General features: G+C 66.3%; 19 protein-coding genes and 3 pseudogenes. 10 read left to right on the top strand and 12 right to left on the bottom strand.

The window, feature by feature from the left end:
• Nucleotides 1-146 precede the first annotated feature (146 nt).
• The 4 genes from HGB39_RS15590 (at nucleotide 147) to HGB39_RS15575 (ending at nucleotide 4,127) form a co-directional block, all read left to right on the top strand.
• A complete protein-coding gene (locus HGB39_RS15590; protein ID WP_005574790.1) occupies nucleotides 147-944 on the top strand; it encodes an alpha/beta fold hydrolase in 798 nt (265 codons plus the stop codon).
• Nucleotides 945-1,021: 77 nt separating this feature from the next.
• Nucleotides 1,022-1,999, top strand: coding sequence for a Bug family tripartite tricarboxylate transporter substrate binding protein (locus tag HGB39_RS15585; protein WP_064080525.1), 978 nt, complete (start codon nucleotides 1,022-1,024; stop codon nucleotides 1,997-1,999).
• Nucleotides 1,996-2,619 carry a tripartite tricarboxylate transporter TctB family protein gene (locus HGB39_RS15580; RefSeq protein ID WP_005562639.1) on the top strand — a complete coding sequence of 208 codons (624 nt, stop codon included), beginning with the start codon at nucleotides 1,996-1,998 and terminating at the stop codon, nucleotides 2,617-2,619. The genes HGB39_RS15585 and HGB39_RS15580 overlap by 4 nt, the downstream gene beginning before the upstream one ends.
• Nucleotides 2,619-4,127: a tripartite tricarboxylate transporter permease gene (locus tag HGB39_RS15575; protein ID WP_005562638.1), complete on the top strand. Its 1,509-nt coding sequence runs from the start codon at nucleotides 2,619-2,621 to the stop codon at nucleotides 4,125-4,127. The genes HGB39_RS15580 and HGB39_RS15575 overlap by 1 nt, the downstream gene beginning before the upstream one ends.
• Nucleotides 4,128-4,441: 314 nt before the next feature.
• Here HGB39_RS15575 and HGB39_RS15570 read toward each other — a convergent pair.
• A pseudogene (locus HGB39_RS15570) lies at nucleotides 4,442-4,908 on the bottom strand (DUF3109 family protein); the annotation flags it as partial.
• 535 nt (nucleotides 4,909-5,443) lie between these two features.
• Here HGB39_RS15570 and HGB39_RS39865 point away from each other — a divergent pair.
• Nucleotides 5,444-5,896 carry a Clp protease N-terminal domain-containing protein gene (locus tag HGB39_RS39865; RefSeq protein WP_005560720.1) on the top strand — a complete coding sequence of 151 codons (453 nt, stop codon included), beginning with the start codon at nucleotides 5,444-5,446 and terminating at the stop codon, nucleotides 5,894-5,896.
• A gap of 947 nt (nucleotides 5,897-6,843) precedes the next feature.
• Here HGB39_RS39865 and HGB39_RS40215 read toward each other — a convergent pair.
• The 5 genes and pseudogenes from HGB39_RS40215 to HGB39_RS39860 all read right to left on the bottom strand — a co-directional run.
• Complete coding sequence (locus tag HGB39_RS40215) at nucleotides 6,844-7,395, bottom strand: transposase (RefSeq protein ID WP_376744845.1); 552 nt, start codon at nucleotides 7,393-7,395, stop codon at nucleotides 6,844-6,846.
• Nucleotides 7,307-8,191, bottom strand: a complete 885-nt coding sequence (locus tag HGB39_RS15560; protein WP_376744844.1) for an IS110 family RNA-guided transposase — start codon at nucleotides 8,189-8,191, stop codon at nucleotides 7,307-7,309. The genes HGB39_RS40215 and HGB39_RS15560 overlap by 89 nt, the downstream gene beginning before the upstream one ends.
• A 244-nt stretch (nucleotides 8,192-8,435) precedes the next feature.
• Complete coding sequence (locus HGB39_RS15555) at nucleotides 8,436-9,725, bottom strand: ISL3 family transposase (protein ID WP_043786923.1); 1,290 nt, start codon at nucleotides 9,723-9,725, stop codon at nucleotides 8,436-8,438.
• A 318-nt stretch (nucleotides 9,726-10,043) separates the two neighbouring features.
• Nucleotides 10,044-10,712, bottom strand: coding sequence for a hypothetical protein (locus HGB39_RS15550; protein WP_155756125.1), 669 nt, complete (start codon nucleotides 10,710-10,712; stop codon nucleotides 10,044-10,046).
• A 441-nt stretch (nucleotides 10,713-11,153) separates the two neighbouring features.
• Nucleotides 11,154-11,369, bottom strand: a pseudogene (locus tag HGB39_RS39860) (nitroreductase/quinone reductase family protein); the annotation flags it as partial.
• 346 nt (nucleotides 11,370-11,715) lie between these two features.
• Between HGB39_RS39860 and HGB39_RS38685 the strand changes: the two are divergent.
• Both HGB39_RS38685 and HGB39_RS15535 read left to right on the top strand, forming a co-directional pair.
• Complete coding sequence (locus HGB39_RS38685; protein ID WP_081276655.1) at nucleotides 11,716-12,078, top strand: PAS domain-containing protein; 363 nt, start codon at nucleotides 11,716-11,718, stop codon at nucleotides 12,076-12,078.
• 428 nt (nucleotides 12,079-12,506) lie between these two features.
• Entirely contained in the window at nucleotides 12,507-12,665 is a 159-nt protein-coding gene (locus HGB39_RS15535) for a hypothetical protein (RefSeq protein ID WP_155756124.1), read from the top strand.
• A 928-nt stretch (nucleotides 12,666-13,593) separates the two neighbouring features.
• Here HGB39_RS15535 and HGB39_RS15530 read toward each other — a convergent pair.
• Both HGB39_RS15530 and HGB39_RS15525 read right to left on the bottom strand, forming a co-directional pair.
• Nucleotides 13,594-14,398 (bottom strand): annotated as a pseudogene (locus tag HGB39_RS15530) (GvpL/GvpF family gas vesicle protein).
• Nucleotides 14,395-14,724, bottom strand: a complete 330-nt coding sequence (locus HGB39_RS15525) for a hypothetical protein (protein WP_005574026.1) — start codon at nucleotides 14,722-14,724, stop codon at nucleotides 14,395-14,397. Before HGB39_RS15525 ends, HGB39_RS15530 begins: the two are co-directional and overlap by 4 nt.
• A 163-nt stretch (nucleotides 14,725-14,887) precedes the next feature.
• Between HGB39_RS15525 and HGB39_RS15520 the strand changes: the two genes are divergently transcribed.
• The gene (locus tag HGB39_RS15520) at nucleotides 14,888-16,156 is read left to right on the top strand and encodes a serine/threonine-protein kinase (protein WP_005574025.1); all 1,269 of its coding nucleotides are present in this window, start codon (nucleotides 14,888-14,890) and stop codon (nucleotides 16,154-16,156) included.
• Nucleotides 16,157-16,642: 486 nt separating this feature from the next.
• On the opposite strand, the gene HGB39_RS15515 is transcribed toward HGB39_RS15520, so the two are convergent.
• From HGB39_RS15515 to HGB39_RS15505, 3 genes are all read right to left on the bottom strand, one after another.
• A complete protein-coding gene (locus HGB39_RS15515) occupies nucleotides 16,643-16,930 on the bottom strand; it encodes a hypothetical protein (RefSeq protein WP_005574023.1) in 288 nt (95 codons plus the stop codon).
• Between the two features lie 939 nt (nucleotides 16,931-17,869).
• A complete protein-coding gene (locus tag HGB39_RS15510; RefSeq protein WP_005574022.1) occupies nucleotides 17,870-18,505 on the bottom strand; it encodes a TetR/AcrR family transcriptional regulator in 636 nt (211 codons plus the stop codon).
• A gap of 40 nt (nucleotides 18,506-18,545) precedes the next feature.
• A complete protein-coding gene (locus HGB39_RS15505) occupies nucleotides 18,546-18,830 on the bottom strand; it encodes a hypothetical protein (RefSeq protein ID WP_005574021.1) in 285 nt (94 codons plus the stop codon).
• 366 nt (nucleotides 18,831-19,196) lie between these two features.
• On the opposite strand from HGB39_RS15505, the gene HGB39_RS38680 reads away from it, so the two are divergent.
• On the top strand, nucleotides 19,197-19,385 hold the full coding sequence (locus HGB39_RS38680) for a TetR family transcriptional regulator (protein WP_005574018.1): 189 nt from the start codon (nucleotides 19,197-19,199) through the stop codon (nucleotides 19,383-19,385).
• A 108-nt stretch (nucleotides 19,386-19,493) separates the two neighbouring features.
• Nucleotides 19,494-19,847 (top strand): TetR/AcrR family transcriptional regulator, encoded by a 354-nt coding sequence (locus tag HGB39_RS38675; protein ID WP_005574016.1) that lies wholly within the window; start codon nucleotides 19,494-19,496, stop codon nucleotides 19,845-19,847.
• 134 nt (nucleotides 19,848-19,981) lie between these two features.
• Here HGB39_RS38675 and HGB39_RS15495 read toward each other — a convergent pair whose 3' ends face one another.
• The gene (locus tag HGB39_RS15495; RefSeq protein WP_005574014.1) at nucleotides 19,982-20,296 is read right to left on the bottom strand and encodes a hypothetical protein; all 315 of its coding nucleotides are present in this window, start codon (nucleotides 20,294-20,296) and stop codon (nucleotides 19,982-19,984) included.
• Nucleotides 20,297-21,104 lie beyond the last annotated feature (808 nt).

Genomic DNA, 21,104 nt, shown 5'->3' with positions numbered 1-21,104 from the left:
CTCCCCACCTCAGAACTCGATACCTGCCGATTCGGCATGAAGGGAACCCTGTGAACCCGAGTGACCTACCCCCCGGCCCGCTGCGTGGCGCAGCGACCGCGCCCTCGACGGCATCACCTGCCCCGGCCCCCGGCACCTCGGCGGAGGTGGAACGAACGATCTTCGCCTACAACGATGTTCAGATCGAAACCCTGAGCCAGGGCCGCGGTCCCGTGATCGTCATCCTGCCGTCCCTCGGTCGCGCAGCCGAGGACTACGACGACGTCGCTCCCCGCCTCACCGCTGCCGGTTTCCGGGTTCTGCGCCCCCAGCCACGCGGGATCGGTGCGAGCAAGGGGCCGATGGACCACCTCGATATGCACGCCTTCGCGGCGGATGTGGCGGCTGTTCTCGACCACGAGCAGGCCGGGCCCGCGGTCGTGGTCGGGCACGCCTGGGGCAGCCAGCCGGCGCGAATGTTGGCTCAGGACCGGCCGGAGCTGGTGCGCGGGCTGGTCATGGCCGCGGCGTCGGCCGGCAAGCTGCCTCCCGAGTCCACCGAGAAGCCCTACGGCAGGTTGCGTGAGGCCATCGACGGGGCCGGCGATCTGTCGCTGCCGGAAGCACAGCGCCTCCGCTACCTTCAGCAAGCGTTCTTCGCCCCCGGCCACGACCCCCGTCCGTGGCTGACCGGGTGGTTCCCCGAGACCCACCGCGCACAGGCACACGCGCGCAACGTGACCCCGGTCGACGCCTACTTCGCCGGTGGCACGGCCCCTATGCTCGACCTGCAAGCCCAGTTCGACGCGGTCGTCGTGCCCGACATCTTCAAGCCGATGCTCGGCGAGCGCGTCACCGTGTCCGTCATCCCTGACGCCGGGCATGCACTGGCGCCCGAGCAGCCCGCCGCGATGAGCGAAGCGGTCGCCGACTTCGCCCGCCGCCTGTACTTCACCGGTCGCTAGCCATGCCGCGCGCTGCACGCACGTCGCCGACCGATGAGCACCGCCGACCTCGAACGCGTCCGGGGAGAGGACCCGCCATGAAGCCGCTCCCTACCGTTCTGTTCGGCCTCCTGGTCGCCGCAGTCACCGTGCTGGCTTTCGTCAACGCCGCCTCCTCGGGAGGAACGGCCACCGCACGCAGCAAACTCACCCTGGTTGCCCCCGCGGCTCCCGGCGGCGGGTGGGACGGCTTCGCACGGGAGGCTCAGCAAGCACTGCGCAGTCAGGGAACGGTGAACAATCCCCAGGTCGTCAATGTTCCCGGTGCGGGCGGCACCATCGGATTGAGCCAATTCGTCCAGAACCCGGGACGCGAGGATGCCCTGATGGTCACCGGCGGGGTGATGGTCGGCGCGGTGGAACTGTCGGACAATCCCGAGTCCCTCGCCGACGTCGTGCCGATCGCCCGCATGGCCGACTATTACGCGGCATTGGTCGTCCCCGCGGACTCTCCGATTCAGACCCTCGACGACTTCATCGCCGCGTGGCGGCGCGACCCCGGCGGAACCTCGGTCAGTGGTGGCTCCCTCGGCTCAATCGACCATCTCCTGAGCGGTCTGCTCGCCAAACAGACCGGCATCGATCCGCGAGAGGTCAACTACATCCCCTATTCCGGAGGAGGAGAAGCATTGTCCGCCCTGCTCTCCCACGTCACCACGGCCGGAGTGTCCGGCTACAACGAAGTCAGTGACCAGATCGAAGCCGGCACCCTGCGGGCCCTGGCCATCTCCGCACCCGAGCGCATCGACGGAATCGATCTGCCGACGTTCCGCGAACAGGGCGTGGATGTGGCCATGTCGAACTGGTTGGGCGTCGTTGCAGCCCCCGGCGTCACCGATGAGGCCAAACGAGAACTCGTCGACATCGTCACCGAGATGCGGGACTCACCGCAGTGGCAAGAGGCCATCGACCGCAACAACTGGACCGACACCTTCTCGACCGACACCGAGTTCGCGCAGTTCATCGAACTCGAGGTCGCACGAGCCCAAGACATCATCGAGGAACTCGGACGATGAGTATCATCCACAGCCACGCCGTCCCGTCGACCAGCGCTTCGCAGCGACGACGATTCTGGACCGGTCGCAGCGAATTCGTGGTCGCCGCACTGCTCTACGTGCTGGCCGTCTGCTTCACCATCGGCACCGTCTCCATGCACGTCCTCGGCACCGCCGTCCCGGGCCCGCAGTTCTTCCCGATCATCGTCTGCGCCGTGCTGTACGGGACAGCGACCGCGCTGGCCATCGATATCCTGCGGCACCCCCGCGTGCCCGATACCGAACCGCATCCCGGACACGGCGACTTCTCCGCCGAGATGCTCCGCGACCTCGGTGACGTCGGCGACGAGCGCACCGACGCCCGCCCCGCACCGAAGTCGCCGCGTTGGAAGACGTACTCGGACTGGCGCACCCTCGCGCAGGTGCTCGCTGCCGCCATCGTGTTCATCGTCCTGCTCAACCCGGTGGGCTGGATCCTCTGCGCCGCCTTGCTGTTCTGGGTGGTTGCCCGGGCCCTGGGCAGTACGCGCCCGGTGTTCGACGTCGGTGTCGCGCTGTTGTTCTCGTCCGTCATCCAGCTCGCATTCAGCGCCGGCCTGGGATTACCGCTGCCGTCCGGGTTCGTGGGAGGGATGTTCTGATGGATCAGCTTCCGTTGCTGTTCGAGGGCTTCGCGCAGGCCCTGACTCCGATGAATCTGCTGTGGGTGTTGATCGGAGCGCTTCTGGGCACGGCCGTGGGCGTCCTGCCCGGCCTCGGCTCGTCGATGGCCGTCGCCTTGCTGTTGCCGGTGACCTTTTCCCTGGAACCGACCGCTGCGTTCATCATGTTCGCCGGCATCTACTTCGGCGGCCTCTTCGGGGACTCCACGTCCGGGATCCTTCTCAACACCCCCGGCAATTCCTCGGCGATCGCCTCCACCTTCGAAGGACATCGCATGGCTCGCAGTGGCCGGGCCGCCAAGGCGCTGGCGACCGCCGCCATCGGGGCTTTCATCGGCGGCATGATCGCCACCACGATGGTGGTGTTCTTCGCCCCGACCTTGGTCCGCCTCGCCACGGTCTTCGGACCGGCCGAGTACTTCGCGCTGGCGATCTTCGCGTTCCTCGCCATCTCAGCCGTGGTGTCCGAATCGGTCATCCGCGGTCTGGCCGCCCTCGGAATCGGTCTCGCCCTCGCCCTGGTCGGCATCGACGGACCGAGTGGTACCGCCCGCTTCACACTCGGTATGCCGCAACTGTTCGACGGAATCTCGGTTGTCGTCATCACCGTCGGCCTGCTCGCTCTCGGCGAGGTCTTCTACGTCTGCACCCGAATTCACCGGGACCCCGTGGCAACCAGGACACCGTCTGGCGGCAGGGCTCGGCTCACCCTCGCCGACTTCCGCCGGGCACTGCCCGCCTGGCTGCGCGGCACGGCGTTCGGGGCGCCCTTCGGTCTCATTCCTGCCGGCGGCTCCGAGGTGCCTACCTTCATGGCCTACGGGACCGAAAAGCACCTGGCCAAGCGGAGCAACGACACCGAGTTCGGCACCACCGGTTCCATCCGGGGCCTGGCGGCTCCGGAGGCCGCCGCGAACGCGACCGCGGGTACTGCAATGGGCGCCCTGCTGGCACTGGGATTGCCGACCTCGGCGACGGCGGCCATCATGCTCGCCGCCTTCCAGCAATACGGCATGCAGCCCGGCCCGCTGCTGTTCGAGCGCAGCGGCGACCTCGTCTGGACCCTGCTGGCGTCCCTCTTCATCGGTCTGGTCATTCTGGTCATGATCAATATGCCGTTCGCCGGGGTCTGGGCGAAACTGTTGACGATCCCCCGGCACTACCTCTATGCCGGCATCACCGTGTTCTCCATGCTCGGGATCTATGCCATCAGCTCGTCCGTCATCGACCTGTGGTTGCTGGTGGGCATCGGACTGATCGGTGTCATCATGCGCCGCTACAACATTCCCCTGGCGCCGGTCCTGATCGCGGTGATCCTCGGGCCGATGGCAGAAACGGAGTTGCGGCGCGCGCTGGCGGTGTCCGAAGGCAGCCTCGGCATCCTCGTCGACAGTCCCATCACCATCACTCTGTATCTGGTGTTGGCTACCGCCCTCGCGGTCAGTGGTGTTCAGCATCTCCGGCACCGTGCGCAGAAAGTTCGTTGACCCCGCACCCCCGACACCGCTCTCCAGCATGTGACGCCCGTTCGCCCCGTTCATGATCGGGGCGCACGGGCGCGCTGGCGTCTTCCCCACAAGGGGTGTGGGGCCGCCCATAGTGCGGGTTGACAGCGGTGCACGGCATCCCTAGTGTCACGACCGTCTTGCGTACAGTAGTCCGTCTGACGTACGCACGTCACTCTGCTGCGACTTCACGCAGCACATTCGCAGCACCATTTCCGTACGCATCGAGCCGACGGGTCGGCTCATAGGAGAACCCCATGAAGTATGGTCAATTAGCTCGTGTTGCAGTGGTTTCGGCAGCTGCCCGGCTTCACCTCGAGGGGCTCGATGCCACGCCTGAGGGCCATCGCACGCAGTGCGCACCCGATGCCACCCGCGAATCCAGGGCGGTTGAGGAAGATGCACCCGCCCCGGTAGCGGCGGGTACGCAGCGCCGGCTCGTCGTCGAGCTCGCCTCCTCGATGTACCCCTTCATCCCGAGACCCTGCTTCATGAACTGCCAGCCCTCGGGCCTGAGCAGCTTCACCGACTCGCGCAACCTCGCGACATCCTCCTCGCCGGTGAAGAACGCGCCGTGCGAGCAGCAGCCGTCGTCGGGTCGGCCCGCGACGATGCCCTGGCAGCCCGGGGTGCCGAACACGCAGGTCCAGCGCGAGAGAAGCCACGTCATGTCCGCGGCGATGAGGTGCTCGGCGTTGTCGGGATCGAGGAACTCGACCCATTCCCGAGCGAAGTCGAGCCCAAACTCAGGGCTCGGCGTCATCTTGCGAGCACGCCCCGCACTGCCTGCTGTCACAAACGCCCACGGTAGCCGACCCACATAACAGACAAGGACTGATCGGATCCCCGTCCGAAAGCGAACGACGCCCGACCCGACTCTCGCCGGCACCCCCATGACACCCCGCGGTGATATGCGGTCGATCAACCAGGCCCGGTGCCGCACATCGGAAGCAACGGCGAGCGGCACGGCCCCAAGACGTCCGGCACCCGGTCAGCCCGCGAGGACCGTTTCACGAGCCCGGCGGGGCGCGACTACCCCAGGTGGAAGCGCAGCTCCCGGTGTGGCCCGGTGCGATTCTTCGCCGGACCTGTGGACGCCGGTCCGTGCCATCCCACGTACCCCGCACTGCGCGGCCCCACGCCTGCATGCGCACCGAGTCACCCGGAGCCGCAACCGAGCACCGAACCATCCTCACCGAGGCGACTCATCGTTGCAGGCTCAGCGCCCCCACACGGAGACTGGAAGGGCGACAGCTCTCCACCCACGCGCAGGGCACTCGCCGAGGGAGTGATCAACGGTGTTCGACAAATTCAGCGACCAAGCACGCCACGTCGTCGTGCTTGCCTCCGACGCGGCCCGAACCCACCACCACAACCACCTCGGCACCGAACACCTCCTCACCGGCATCGTCGCCGCCGGCGGCCCCACCGGTGCCACCCTCACCTCCTGGGGGATCACCGGCCCCCACATCGACAGCGCCCTCGACGAGATCCCCGCCTACCCGAACACCGACAGCGAATGTGCCGGGCCCCCCTTCACCCCGACACTGAAGAAGGCCCTCGCCCAAAGCCTGCGCGAAGCCTCCCTAATCGGACACGACACCATCGACACCGAACACCTCCTACTCGCCCTCCTCGCCGACACCACCTGCACCGGCACCCGAATCCTCACCCACCTCGCCGACATCAACCCGAACGAGATGCGCGACCGCCTCCGAGAACTCGCCGAACACCCGCAACCCCACGAGTAGACCCGCACACCCCAGCGAACTCGTCCATCCTCCCGACCTCCACGCGCGACCGCTACGCCCGGAGGACACCAGAGCTCAGGTCAAGATTTCGGTGTGAGTCGGTTGCAGCGTTGTCCCTGATCGACCGATACCGTTCTGCGCCGCCCGCGGTGGGTGCGACAACTGCTGAGCCCCGCCGAGCCGGACGCTGGTGGATAATCCGACTAGAAGGATCCACCCCGAAGACGATGCCCTCGAAAGAACGCCGACCCCGGCCAGGGCCTCAGGACCGCCCGAGTTCGCCGGGGCCGACCCGGAGCGCTCGCCGATCCGACCAGCAGATCCCGAGGCGACGGCTTGGGGTGGATGGCGCATTTTGTTGCGTATTGCACCGCGAGCACAAACCCCAGGATTGGGGGCGCAGCCGTTACCGGTGTTCCAGGTCGGTGGTAACTGTGAGGTTGTGCCGTCGATACATCAATATGGAGAGATGACGTGCGGGTCCTGACACCGCATCCTCTTGGGGGACACCGAAGGTGGCCAACAACAGCTCGTGGACTGGATCGAGGTGAATAAGTAATGGACTGGAACTACTTCATCCATCCGGACATCTACCAGTGGATCTACTGGCTGGACGGCATGGGCCTGTTGTGGTGGTGGCCGAGGTAGACACGTCAGGTACAACCTGTAGGGTCTTGAGACTCGTGGCCAAATCTCAGATCGGAGGGCCACTCAGTGGCCACTTGGCCAATGGCTGAGATTGCATTCGATGTGGCTGCGCGGCGGGTCTCGAATCCCGAGGCGGAATCTCACGGCGGGTGGCGAGCCGTGGCGGATCCGCCATCGTGCTGCGGCGCGCCATTTCAGGCTCTGATCCGAAAATGGGGTGAGGTGCGTGCGGTCGGGACACGCGTTGTGATGCCCGCAGTGAGGTGGTCTCACGAGGTTCGGATCGGTGCTGGTTCGAATCAGGCTGCCGGGGCGAGGGTGACGGTGTAGCCGAGCGCTTCGAGTTGCCGAATGTGACTGTGTTTCTTGGTGTCCGGGTGGATGTGGCGGGTGTAGTGATCGGAACCGAGGTCGTGGAAGGTGACCTGTTCGTCGGAGAGCAGGTGCCAGACGACGACCAGGATGGAGCGACCGACGGCGACGATGGCGCGTTTCTTTCCCCGTTTCGCCAGCCGGCGGTAGCGGGCACCGAGGAAGGTGTCGGTCCTGCGGGTCATCACGGCGGCCTCACCGAGGGCTGCGGCCAGGTACCGGTTGCCATGCCCGGAGGAACCGTTGCCCTTGGTCTTTCCGGCCGAGGAGTTGATGCCGGGGGAGAATTTCGCCCAGGAACACAGGTGTCCGGCGGTGGGGAACCTCGACATGTCGACCCCGACCTCGGCGATGATGGTCGCGGCAACCACCGGGCCGATCCCGGGGATCTCATCGAGCCGGGCCGCCGCCGCCGCGAAAGGGGCCAGGTGCGCCTCGATCTGTTCGTCGACCGCCGTGATGTCGGTCGGGGATCTCATCGAGCCGGGCCGCCGCCGCGAAAGGGGCCAGGTGCGCCTCGATCTGTTCGTCGACCGCCGTGATGTCGGCATCGAGGGTATCGATCCGGCCCAGCATCCGGGTGAGCAGGAACGCGTGGTGGTGATCGAAGTGCCCGTCGAGGGCCTCCTCGAGGCAGGCGATCTTTGTCCGCATCCGGGCCCGCGCCATCTGCGCCAACACCTTCGGGTCGTTTTGCCCGTCTATCAGGGCATCCATCATCTCCCGTCCGGAGACTCCGAAGATGTCGGAGGCGACGACGGAGAGTTTTATGCAGGCGTCCTCGAGGAGTTTCTCGATCCGGTTGTTCTCCGCTGTGCGGGCGGCGACGAGAGTGCTGCGGTAGCGGGTCAGATCCCGCAGCTGCCGGATCGGGCGCGGGGGCACGAAGCTCGGGCGCAGCATCTGCCGTTCGGCGACCTTGCACAGCCACACCGCATCGAGCACATCGGTCTTCGGTCGACCCGGTAGGTGTTTAACGTCGCGGGCGTTGACCAGCCACGGGTCGAGTCCGTGTGCCTCCAAGAGGTAGAAGACTGGTTTCCAATAATCAGACGTTGCTTCCATCACCACGCGTTCGATCCCGAGGTCGACCAGGTGGTTGGCCAGCTCGGTCAGCGCCCGGGTCATCGTGGAATGGGTGGTCACCTCCTGTAGTCGCGGAGTGGATGCGCCCTTCCCCGGGACCCGGACGCAGCACACCAGTTCCGCCTTGCCGATGTCGAGTGCCGCGACCCTGGCGATGATTTGTTCCTCGTCGCGGGATTCTGTCAGCATCTTCTGCTCCTATCCTCGGCGTATCGACGTGTCACAGGTGGTCGCCCGTGGGGGTCACAGGAGGGAAAGGAGTAAGAATCTGATCCTCGTGCTCGGTGATCGAATGGCAACACTGAAGGGCCCACGGCGTGATCCCCGCGCCCCGCTACTGAACAGTCTCGAAGAACTAGAGAGCCACGGCGTCGACAGGCGACCACGAGATCATTTTCAGTCCTGAATGGGCGTCCCGCCAGGGACAACGTCGCTACTGACTCATTCGTGGGTGGGTTCGGCCGGGTAGTTGTGGTCGAGCGCCTCCGAGGCTGAGCATCGCGAGTGCGATGACGGCCTCGGGGGTGTGGAACCCGAATCCGCGTCGGGTGATGAGGCGGATTTTGGTGTTGACCGATTCGATGCGCCCGTTCGACAGGCCGTGTTCGATGGCGGCGAGGATGGCGGGTTTGTGGGCGCGGATGCTTTTCTGCAACGCGACAAAGGCCGGGATCCGGGACCGTCTCGCCCAGCCGATCCATCGATCGAGTTCGGTGGCGGCGTTCTCGGCCGGGAGTTGGAAGATCAACCGCAAGGTTTCCTTGAGTAGGTAGGCGCGGTGCAGCACGGGATCGTGCAGTTCGATCCACCGCAGCGTCGCCTGCTGCCCGACGGTGAGGCTGTCCGGGTTCTTCAGCAACGCCCACCGGCTGCGTTTCACCGTTCGAGCTGGTCCGGCCTTCGGGCGGCGGCGTGGTTTCCCACCGCCGCCGCGGGAGGCGTTCTCGGTGGCCCGGGCCCGATTCCACGCGGCCCGGCGGACCGCGTCGAGGGCTTCGGTGGCCCAGGCGACCACGTGGAACGGGTCCGCGCAGCGGATCGCATCCGGGCAGTACCGGGCCACCACCGATCCGATCCACCCGGCCGCGTCCGAGGTGACGTGGGTGATTTTCGCGCAGCGTTCGGGCCCGAGCCGGTCGAAGAACCCGGACAGGGTGGCCGCGTCCCGGCCGGGGGCGGCCCACACCAGCCGACCGGAGTCGTGGTCGACGACGACCGTCAGATACTTGTGGCCCTTCTTATAGGAGATCTCGTCGATCCCGATCCGACGCAGCCCGGCCAGCGGGTCCCGGGCGGGTGCGGTGTCGGCCCACACCCGGTCCACGATCGCCCCGACCGTGCGCCACGCGGTGCGCATCACCTCGCACGTCGCGGCCTTCGAGGTGTGCGTGGCCAGCCACGCCACCGTCTGGTCGAACGAGTAGGTGTGCCGGGCCCAGGGCACCGCGGCCACCGTGACCCCGTGTTCGCGGCAGGACACCCGTGGGGCGTCGGCCTCGATAAAGGTGCGGACCAGGCCGCAGTCCGGGCCGCGCCATCGCCGCCGCCCGGCACCGCCGTCGTAGCCGGGGCTGCGCCGACCGCACACCCCGCCCCGGGACCGGGCCCGGGCCTGCGGCCGGACCGCGACAATCACCGCCGCGGCCGATTCGTCAAAATCGACGTGCTCGATCACCGTCTTTTCGACACCCAACACCTGACGCCATATCCTGGCTTCGCGCACGCCGTTCTCCACACATGTAGCCGACTGACCCTAGACAAGCCAGAACGCTACTGGGACAACGGCGTGCGCCCTCACCAGGACCGGAATTCACCCACGATCACAGCAATAGAGCCCCATTTCAATCGGTTCACCGAATCGCCACTAACCGGAGCGGGCGGCGTGATCCTGATCGTTCGGGGTGTCCCGATTGACGCCCCGAAAGCACAATCATCACCGGACGGGTCAAACGGGAACGCGCAGATCAGGAGTCTCGGTCAACGACCCGCTTCCGATGACGTGCCGGTCACCGTTCGGCCTAAGGGAAGACAGCTCGCCAGCCTATTCTGCTCTCAAGCTCAATGTTTCGAGTCGCCGATCGGAGAGAACGGCGTCGACTATCGCCCCGTCGTTCGTCGCAAGCAGGGTGCTGTCCGAGTCGATTCCGGTCGCGACGCACCATGTTCGGTCTTCTGGCCACCAGAAGTTGGGGCATAGGTACGGATTGGGGAAGTCAGGGAGGTCGTGATCTGCCCGCGCGGTGCGATAGGTGAAGTCGGGTCCTTTCACGTTCGCGGCACGCTTCCACTCGACGCTGACTTCGGCGATTCCTTCCCAGATCAGTCCAAACTGAGCGGCGTCCGCGAGTAGTTCTTCGAGTGGTCGGAGGACCTCGTGCGGAGGGCCGCCCAGGCTCGGATACCGGTCGTAGACATTGTCGAACACATTGGCAGGCTGGTCGCCGACGAGCTGGTCAAATCTGGACGTGCGTGTGAGCACGGTGCCGTAGAAGGTCGCCACTTCATGCCATCGAACTAGGTTCTGTCCGTAGTGAGCGGGATGCAGTATTCGAACAGTGGTATCGAATACGGACGACATCCATGCGTGTCCCTCCTGGTCATAGACGTGGGGATACGCGAAAGGCGCGAGCCACTGAGCTGGCTCGGTGGATGAATACTCGGACCATGCGATCAGTCTCTCCGTGCTCATCGTGACGCAATCGTCGGACACTTCTCCATTGTGTGCTCGTGACGTCCGGAAGTTGGCGGATCGGATCTTGCGCCGTCCGTTCGATGGGTTCCACCATGTGACGATCGTTAACCGGTCAGCGATCCCCTTGCGGGGCACCCACCGGCACCGGCTTAGCGTCCGCAGGATGCGCAGGCGGAGGTTCGTCCTATGGCCGTCGCGCGGTACCGGCGACAGCGTACGGAGTACCCGCCACCCTTACCTACACCGCGAGTTCGATTACAAGTGGGATACCGGTGTCGAACCAGTAGCCGTGGAGGTCCTTGATCTTGGCCGGGAGGGACGCCCGCGCAGATGAAGGCTGCACTCACCGTAGTCAACGAGGTGAACCGTCTCGCAGATTGCCTCTCGGGCCTGTCGCAACTCGATCGGGTCGCTGATCTCGCGCGCGACGCCGGCAAAAGTTCGACGCCGCAGCCGAAGGCGAATGTTTGGGTTTCCCCGGATGTTCCACATCCAGGATGAGACGGCTAGGGGCCTCTCGATTGCCAATGCGGGAGGGCGGAGCATCACGACGTACACCTTGTCGTGGCACCGGATCGCGCGAACGTAGTTCCGTCGCTCCTTGCCACTCTTGCGACCGGTCGTCGTGAGCACCCCGTGCCCATGGGGTGTGGAGATAGCGAAGATCCGGAGCATAAGCGCGCTGAGGATGCGACCATCCCTGGCCGATTTCAGCAGCCGTCCGTGCTTAGGTACTTCGCGGATAGCCGCGGCCCGGATCGCGGCGGCACGAACGGTCATCGCTTCATCACCTGATGTGGAGCCGTTGCTCGGGGCCTCCGTCATCTCCAGCCTCTTCATGTCCTCCGCAGTGTTCTGATCAGCATCGCAGATCATCCTTGCCTGTCGCACCCGATGCCCGCACGGGCATCGGCACGGCCGGCCCGCTCTGTGATTGCTGAAGAAATGCCAGGGAATTGAGACTGACTGCGGTGCCGTGCCGTGAGAGAAGTAATAAATACGCAGGTCACAGCGTCTGAAAATGCCACTGGGAGCGAGACCCTACAACCGCACTGGGTTTCCTCGAAGGACTCCCGCGTTGGTGCTGCTGGCCCGGCTCCCGGTCCCGGTGCTTCCCCTCCACCGGGACGGTCACGTCGTGCACGTCAATTGGGCATTCGAGGACATGCTGGGCTATCCGCATGATGCGCTTTCGGGGCGTTCGATACACGATCCGGTCCCGACAGTGTCCCCCCCCCCCGTGGCCGGCTGCGGAGGATCTGCGGCACTCGGCGGGCAAGGTCGTGACCCTCACGCACCGTGGCGGTTCTACCGTGCGGGCGGCGATCAGCAAGTCCGTGCTGGAATGGGAGGAAGACCCGGTTCTGATCGTCCAGCTCTGTAATCAATCAACCGGCGGCTACCGCGTAGGCCGTCGCCAGTGCCGCGCCAGGAACTCCTGCGGACCGCACCGCGAATGCTCCGAGCCCGGATCGCCGGGCCAACCACGAACGTTTACGCTGCTGAGTTCCTTCATCGGTCGAGGTGGCGTGTGCAGCGACCTGATATGTACGCCGGTTTGTCAAGGACGCAGGGCGAGGCGGCGTCCAGGACCGTCGTCGTGGGCGCCGCCTCTGTGGGCCCGGTCGATCTGGGTTGGTGGCGAGCGTGTCGGTTTCGACGCGTGGTCAACTCGCGTACGGCCCAGCATGTAACCGGCACCCACGGCCATGGCCACCTGACCCTTGCTTGTCATCGCCCAACCCCTTGTTGTCGAGAAGATGTGGTGCACCTCGGCGCCGGCGTCGGCGAAAAGGATGGGGGCCGTGGTCGGTGGGTGGTGCCTTCGTTCCCGCCGACTACCCCGGGACCGCGACGCTCAATCTGCGCGAAGCCTCGAGTTCCGGGAGGGCGGAGGCGAACTCGCCGTCGTATTCGGCGAGCAGTTCGTTTCGTCACCGCGTCACGATCGGACAGGACCGCACCGAATGACCGTGGGGTCTGCCGGCCCTCGGGATACCCGCGTACCGCGGTTGTCTGTGGGTACCCGCTGAGTACGCTGCCCGCGCCGCGAAGGCGGACCGGGCATCCAGCCCCGCTCCGGCCGCCGAACCCCTTCGGCCGGCGGGGCGCCCCGTCGCGAGCGACCGAGGTCGAGTGCTCGCCCACCCCGACCTCGGCCGCGCGCGGCCCCGACCGTCGTAACGTCGTGGATCACGCAAATATACGAGAAGCACATGCACCGAATTTGACGTCACCCCCATTTCCTAAATCGATTGCCCAGCAACATTATGGGCGGTTGTTAATTTTCATAATGTGAGAAATTCGCTTTTCGCGAAACGCTCCTCGGCCCCGAGCGCGATAGGCATCGCAAGCGGGGATCGACGATCCCGTGGATTCATCACGAGGAAAGGCGTGAATTCTTATGGGTTCTGCAGGAATCGACTTCACCCTCGCGTTAGAGGTAGGTGGCTGAGCGCCGCCTTCGGCGGCGGCATCGGACCGAGCTGACCGACCGAGTAATCAGGCCGCAGTGGCCCGGCTCACCAGGGGCAGCCGGGCCACCGCCCTGATCAGCACGATCACCGGCCCGGTCCCCCAGTCCCGACCGCCATCCTCGGCCGTGAGGTGAGGCTCGGTCTGCGGGGATGCTCGGTCGGCGGGCGCGCAGTCGAGTCGAAATTGCCACGCCGAATCGGGCCGGCCGAACACGGAATAGCCTTGCGCGAAGCGTGGTTCGAGAGTGTGGGCCTCGTAATGTGTACTCGTGATTTTGCCAACATCGGATATCCGAGGGTCCCGTGTCTGCATATTCATCTGACCGTGCACGAGAGTGATCGGTCTCGGAAATTCCCGGCCGCAGCATGGACAAAGGAGGTGAACACAGACTCTTCGGATCCTGCACGCCGGAGATCTTTCGTCAGTCCTCCGGCTTTGGTCTCACCACAAAGTCGTAGGGGGCCATGGGGCCGAGGATGCGCATGGTGACCCGGTTGTCCCAACGCGCGGCCAGGTCTCCGACCGTCTGCTCGAGTTCGTCTTGCCGGTCGACCTCGAGGAGAATCGCGATCTGGACTGCATCCTCGTCGTGGGTGGGTTCGCAGACGGTGACGGTGTCGGTCAGCGGTGACAACGCCTCGAGAGTGATACGGGTGTCCATCTCCCGCTTGGCCTCGAGGCTGTGGCCGATGAGCTCGCCCAGAGCAATCCGGGCATCGCGGGTGCGCTCCTCGGGCTGGCCCCGGATCGACTCGAGCAGTGCGGACGCCTTCGGACTCTCGTCGACGATCTCCCGCACGATGCTCTCCTCGACGTAGCGGCCCTTGATCATGCACTGGGCGAAGCCCTCGAGTTCGCCGAGTGGCGGAGGCGAACTCGTCGTGATGTTCGGCGAGCAGTTCGTTGACAACGGCGTCGCGGTCGGACACGACGGCACCGAACCGCAGCGGCAGCACCGGGGCGACGTGTGAGGTGCCATCGAGGATGCGGGCGTGGGCCTGCAGGTCCGCGGGGGTGCCGAGCCGGTCGTCCGGGTCGATCTCGCTGACCAACGCCGCGATGTCACCATGGGTGACGATCCCGATCGGGGCGTCGTGAATGCCGGTGGCGTCCTCTTCCGGTTGCACGTCCGCGGGCACGATGGCGTACACGTAGATCACGGCTGCCGCAGCGCCCTCGTCGATGTCGGTGACCTCGGTGTCGTGGGTATCGTCGGTCGAGGTCATTTCCGCCTCCGACGCGGTGCCGGTTCGCGTTCGCTCGCGGATCCGCCGAGCAGCTCACCGAGCGTCTCCCCCACGCCCTCGAGGACGCCCTTGGTCTTGGACTTCGTGCTGCCGCTGCCCTTGACATCGGACACGAGGTCGGACAGGCCCTTCGGTTCGCTGCCGATCGCCAGCCGATTCGCCGCCTCGGCGAACCGCAGGTAGGTATCGACGCTGGCGACCACGATGCGGGCGTCGATGGTGAGCAGTTCGATACCGACCAGCGAGTGGTCGCAGGCGACCCGGACCGGAACATCGACGTCCACTTCTTCGGTGATTGTGCTCATGCCCCTCGCGTGCCCGCCTCTCACCGATCCCACACGGAAGACGAACCGGTCGCGAGCACTCGGTGGCCCTGGGTGCCCACAGCGTGTGGCGTGGCCAACGGGCAAATGCCGGTAGGTGGCGGCGCGGTTACCGGGCGGTGGCCGCGCCCATTAGCGTGAACGTATGCCCGGGTCGGTGGTTCTCGCAGGTCGGTATGAGCTGCGTGAGGTGCTGGGCCGCGGCGGAATGGCCGACGTGTACGACGGGTGGGATCATCGCCTGGCCCGGGCTGTCGCGGTGAAGGTGCTGCGCCCGGAGATGGCCTCAGAACCGCAGACCCGGCGGCGTTTCGAGTCCGAGGCGCGCCTCGCCGCGACGCTGAACCACCCGAACGTCGTCGCCGTACACGACAGCGGCGACGACCACGGCGCCCCGTACATCGTGATGGAACGCCTGCCCGGGCGGACCCTGCTCGACGACCTCCTCGCCGGCCCGCTCCCCGCCCCGCGAGCCCGGACGATCCTCACCCAGACCCTCGACGCCCTGGGGGCCGCACACGCGGCGGGAATCCTGCACCGGGACATCAAACCGTGCAACATCCTGTTCGACGCCGACGGAACCGTAAAGGTCACCGACTTCGGCATCGCCAAGAGCGCCGACACCGACCACACCACCGCTGGAGAGGTCCTCGGCACCGTCGCCTACCTGAGCCCCGACCGCATCACAGGGAAACCTGCCTCGGTAACCGATGACCTCTACGCCGTCGGTGTCGTCGGCTACGAAGCCCTCGCCGGCCACCGCCCCTACACCGGGGACACAATCCTGTCGCTGGCCCACGCGATCGTCCACGGACACCACGAGCCGCTCACCGCGGTACGCCCCGACCTCGCCCCGACACTGACCACCGTGATCGAGCGCGCCCTCAGCCCCGACCCCCAGCAACGGTTCGCCACCGCCACCCAGATGCGCGCGAGCCTCGCGAACCCACGCACGATGCCGCCGCCCCCGACCCAGGTGGTCACCTCCATCCCAGCCGCCGCTGTTCCCCTCGGTCCACCCGCACAGCCGCGCCGGTCACCCGGTGCCGGGGTGATCATCGGCGCGGTCGCGGCGGTGCTGGTGACCATCGCGCTGCTGGCACTGGCCTTCGCGTCGCGGGACGAGGGCAGCACCACAGGTTCGACCTCGGTTCCCCCGCCGACCGCTCCCGCCCCGAGCAGCTACCTCACCCCGGCACCGGCGCCGCCGGCTACCATGATCAGCTCCGAACCGATCGCCCCGGCACCCGAGATTGTCGCGCCAGACGACACCGCACCGGGCGCAGGCGTGGACACCGGCGGTGGGAACGGCAACCAGGGCGGCGGCAACCAAGGCAACGGCCAGGGCGGTCCAGGCAACGGAGGCAACGGAAACGGCAACGGGGGCAACGGCGGTGGCGGCGGCGGGAACTGAGCCGACCGCCCGCAGTGCTCGCCGACCTCATGAGGAAGGGAAACGCCGCTCCCCCGGCGGGACGTCAGAACGGTCGAACACGGGATCCGAACGGCACCGGCGCTCGGGATCCACACGCTCACAGGCGATCCCCTCACGGTCGTCGCGCTGACCTATCCTCACCGTCCGTCGACATCAACCATCCACCCAAAGGTTCGGGCACACCGCGCTTCCACCATCGAGGAGCACAAAAGGGGGTCCTCGATGGTCATCGATTTCCTACATCGAGCGGCACGCCCCACCCGGGCCTGGACGCACTCGGCGGATGTCACCAGTGGCCGAGATTGCCTTGCCAGAGTGCCACGAGGATGTACAGCGCAACAGCCAGTGGATAGTACAGATTGGTCATCGACGATCACCTTCACGCGGGGCCTCTCGACATCGGCTTGCCCCACCCGGATCGGGTACCCGCGTCGATGCCGCGGTACGCCTGCCACGCCGCTCACCTCACGGGTGAATTCCGCCGCCGCGGGGCACGAGTTCGAACCACGCGCTCGCTCCGCCGCGCAGATGCGGATCCGGGTAGCACAGGGCGAGGCCTTGCGCATCGAACGCGGTGAACCACTCCTCCCAGGAGATGTGCTCGAGCTCGCCGGGGCGAACCGCGGCAAAGTCGATGTGCAGGGCGGCTGCGGTGTCGGTGGTCGTCGCCGTTCGTGCCGGTACGCCGTGATGCGCCTGAATCCAACCGCGGATCTCGTCGTGATCGGTGGTGATGTGCCGGTGTGAGGTCATGTCGGATCGGTCCTGGTTGGGGGCAGCCGTACGCGGGTGTTGTTTCGGATTGGCTCGGGTTACCCGCGCCAGCGCGACTTGAACCCCACCTGCGAGCCGCAAGCCGACCCCCCCGATTTCCGCATCAACAGGCCCCAGGCACATCGATCCGGATACGATCCGCGGTGTGACGCTCGGCGGTCTCACGCTGTCCCTTCTCCGGTTTCCCTACCGGCTGCTACGCGTGCGTTCGAGATGCAGCCGATAGCGCCCACTCTCCGGCGCCCGACCTTCGGATCAAAGCAAGTCTTTCGCCGCGACTACCGGGTACGCACACGCTTGACCGAGCACCCTCCAAGCGTGCACCGAGCTAGCCCCTCCCTCCCGGCGACGGCGAGACTGTTCGGATGAGCTGGCCGCTCCGGTCTCGCGCTGATCTGCGGTGGCAGAGTGGGCAAACCGCTGCACAGTGGCGGCGACGGTCAATCCGTCAGCCGCTGTCTGGCGAACAGCGTGGCGGGCATGCGCCTCGAAACCGCCGTCGATGTCTACCCGCCCGGGCGACCAATACCATCGCCCGCGACGACCGAGGGCCCCTCCGCCACAAGGAATATCGCCACGAAGATATCGGCAGCAGAAACTTCGCTGAAACAGCAAAGTCAGCAAGAATCCGGTCATGGGTTGGACACATAGTGCGACCGATTCGGGGTACTCCACCCACACGCTGCCCACGGCTCGACGGCTGTCCGCGGGCGGCGAGACCCTCTGTCGACTCCCCCTTTCGACCGAGGGCCGTCACCCGCCGCGCGTGGACCGAGGACGAACGATCGCGCTCACCCCCTCGGGCCCCGCGCGGCCCCGCGCGAGAAGTCACTCACACACCCCCGGCTCTTCCTCTCATGCCCGCTGCGGTGTGACCCGATGCGTCAACCGCGCGCAGGGACAGAACGTCCGCGACAGTCAGCGAGCTTTGCTGGTGAGGATCTGGACGAGGTCGTCGAGGGCGATCAGGGCGGCGGCGCTGTCCCGGTCGACGAGCCAACGCAGCACCAATCCGTTCATGCACGCGAGCGCGAACCGGGCGACCTGCTCGACCGGGGTGATCCAGGTGACGTCGGCGCGGGTCGCGCACAGGGTGAGGAACGCGACGGTTTCGGCGTCCATTGCGGAGTACTGCCGCTCGGCGATCGCCCCCGCCGCCAGGTTGCCGGCGCTGCGGCGGCGCAGCGCCTGGGCGGTCAGCTCGTAGGCCAGCAGCTGGTGGTGGGGGGTGGCTTCGACGATCGGCCACAGACCGCGGATTCCGGCGCGCAGCAGATCCTCGAGGGCCGGGATCCCGGTCAGCCCGGAGGGTTCGGTGTACTGCCCGAATGCCAGCCGCATCCCCTCGTTGACCTGCAAGATCTGAGTCTCGCCCAGTTCGGTGAGGAGGGTGTCCTTGTCGTGGAAGTGGTAGTGCACGATTCCGGGGGACACCCCGGCATCGGCCGCGAGTGGGCGCATGGTCAGCGCGTCGACGCCCTGCTCGGCCGCGATCATCAACGCCGCCTCCAGAAGTTGGGCGCGGCGCTCATCGGCGGGCAGCTTCTTCGCCATCAATCGAGCGTAAGCGTCCGGCGGTCGTGGGCCGGGGGCTTTATCCCACGACGATCAGCACCCCGACGGCCGCGACCGCGACCACGGAGGCGAGGATGCAGATCGTCCACGCCCGTGTCGCGACCCGGTGCCAGTCCCGGTCGCGGCGCACCTCCCGGGTAGTGAGGACCGGCGACGCCGTGGGTGAGACCGCAGCGTCGACCCGGTCCGGTCCCCGTTCGCGGGAGCGTCCGGACACCGCATCGGCGGTCACCGCCGCGGCGAGCGACACCGCGATCACGCACAACGTGACCATCAGGACTTCGACCATCCAGAACACATTCATACCGGCAACTCGAACTTCCTTGTTCCGCGGGTCTCCCCGCTCGGCGATGGGCCACCTTTCGGTCCCGCCCGGTCGTGTATCGCCGGTAGGGCTCATCGTGTTGCACCGATCGGCCCATAAACTTTCTTCTTTATTTTGATCAGTCGTCCAATTCCATTTTGACCACTCGTCCAATTCGACGCGGTCGCGGCGCCATTCCGAACGGCGACGCAGGAAATTGCGTGAGGAACCTGGTGGTGACGTCCGCAGCGCTGTTCGTAGATGACACCATGCGCCGCGACATGAAATAGTTCAGGCGGGCCGCGCCGATTTCCTTATGATTCTTCCCGCGAGGGCAGAAGACACTATGCGAAAGCGAGGTCCGTCATGCAACGACGGGTCCAACTGACCCGCACCACCATCTTGGCGCGGGCGGCGGAGCAATTCGATCGGCACGGGTACACCCACGCCGCCCTGCACGAGATCACCGGAGTTTCGCACGCCACCAAGGGCGGCCTCTACTTCCACTTCCGGTCCAAACGGACCTCGCCCGGCAGGCGACTGACGTCGGTCTGACCCGGTTCGACGACGGCTGCACCGAGCGGGCGGCACACCAGAGCAGCGCGCTCGAAGCGCTCATCGAACTGTCCTACGCGCTCGTCGACCCACGGCCACGACGACCCGTTGATCTGCGCCGCGTTCCGACTGGTCCTCGACCTCGGCGACCACCCCACCCCCGCACGGCCCGCCCTGTTCGCTACCTGGACCGCCCGCTACCGGGACCTGGCGGCCCGCGCCGCCACCGAAGGCCACCTGCGGCCCGGCACCGACACCCGCACCCTCACCGCGGCCGTCGTCACCACCGCATTCGGCTCCCGCGTGCTCGCCAGGAACCCCGACGCGGTCGCCGACCTCCCACACCGGATGACCCAGGCCTGGCAGTTGCTGCTCCCGGCCGTCACCGACCCCGCCGCCCTGGAGTACTTTTACCAGTTCGCGCTCCGGCGAGAACCACACCGGACCGCACCCCCGCCGTAGACTTCGCGGGCGGGGGGGACGCGTGGGTCAGCGCCGCTCGGGAACCGAATGTTGCTGAGCTGTTGACATTTTCGATTGTCGTTGGCGAACGAGTCTGCTCGCTCGCCAACGAAGACCGGGCCGCTGGGGCACGCTCACGACACGCTCACGCTCCCGGTGAAGAAGAACGGTGCCGTACCGCCGAAGCAGAAGACGGTGGCGTTACCCTTCGCGAAACCGCTGAGCCTGCCGGCCATCCCGGGACCGAACGCACCGGTCTTGAAATTGAACGCCGAATCGAATCCGAAGCAGGTCCAACTCTCCCCCGCCGGGACCGTGACCGTGACCTCACCGGCCGCACCGGCAGTCAACGCCGGCACCGCCGTTGCGGTACCACCGGCCACGAAGAGCATCGCCGGGGCGATCACCGCCGACGCCACAGCCGCACGCACTGCCATCTTCCTCGTCATGGCTCATTCACCTCATTCGAGAATCCCCGACTACGGACCCACGTGTTTCATGGGGCCTCTGCGAATTTCCCTGAAATGCACCGACTCAAACAGATAACCCTGTCACCGATCCGAACATTCAATCATTTGGTCGACTGTTCAAATAATTCCTCGAGGAATCCCAGAAAATGTGAAACATTCGGGGTTCCCCGACGGATAAACCCAATAGGCGGGGGATGGAAAAGAAACACAAATTCGACGGAAAGGTGACCCGCTATGGGCTCGGCAGGAATCGACTTCAGTCTGGCTTTCGACGCGTTCCTCAAGTTCCTGAGCGTCGCGCTCGGGATCGATCTGGGTGTCGGCTGACCAGGACGTATCCACCACGAGTATCGGCGCTCCGGGGTGATCCCCCGGAGCGCCGAACCATGTCCCACAGCCCCCAACCACTTCCGCGGCTGTGCGCCGCACCCGGGTTGTTCGTATGGAAGGCGATACACCTTCCTGCCCGGCCGGCGGTTCGCTACAGTCACCCGAGGGATCAGCCAGTCCCCCACCACCGACGGGACCCGCCGCACCAGCTGCACCACGACAACGCCCGCGGCGCCCTCCCGACGCCGGGCGAGTGGGGCGAGGAACTCCTCGCCCGAGCGGCGGCGGCCGCCCTGATACGGGGTGCGTCCTGGACGCAGATCGCCGACCGGTTCGGGATACCCGATCCCTGCACCACACCGCCGCTGCGACTGCTCCGAGCTGCACTGGCAGGACGCGATCGTCGATCACAAAACGCCCGATCGCAGCGCGATCACACCACCGGCCCGGCCCCCAA

Source organism: Rhodococcus opacus (assembly GCF_012396235.1).
GTDB classification, from domain to species: domain Bacteria; phylum Actinomycetota; class Actinomycetes; order Mycobacteriales; family Mycobacteriaceae; genus Rhodococcus_F; species Rhodococcus_F opacus.
The sequence above is the reverse complement of the archived record's forward strand: the minus strand, read 5'-3'. Positions and strand labels throughout refer to the sequence as shown.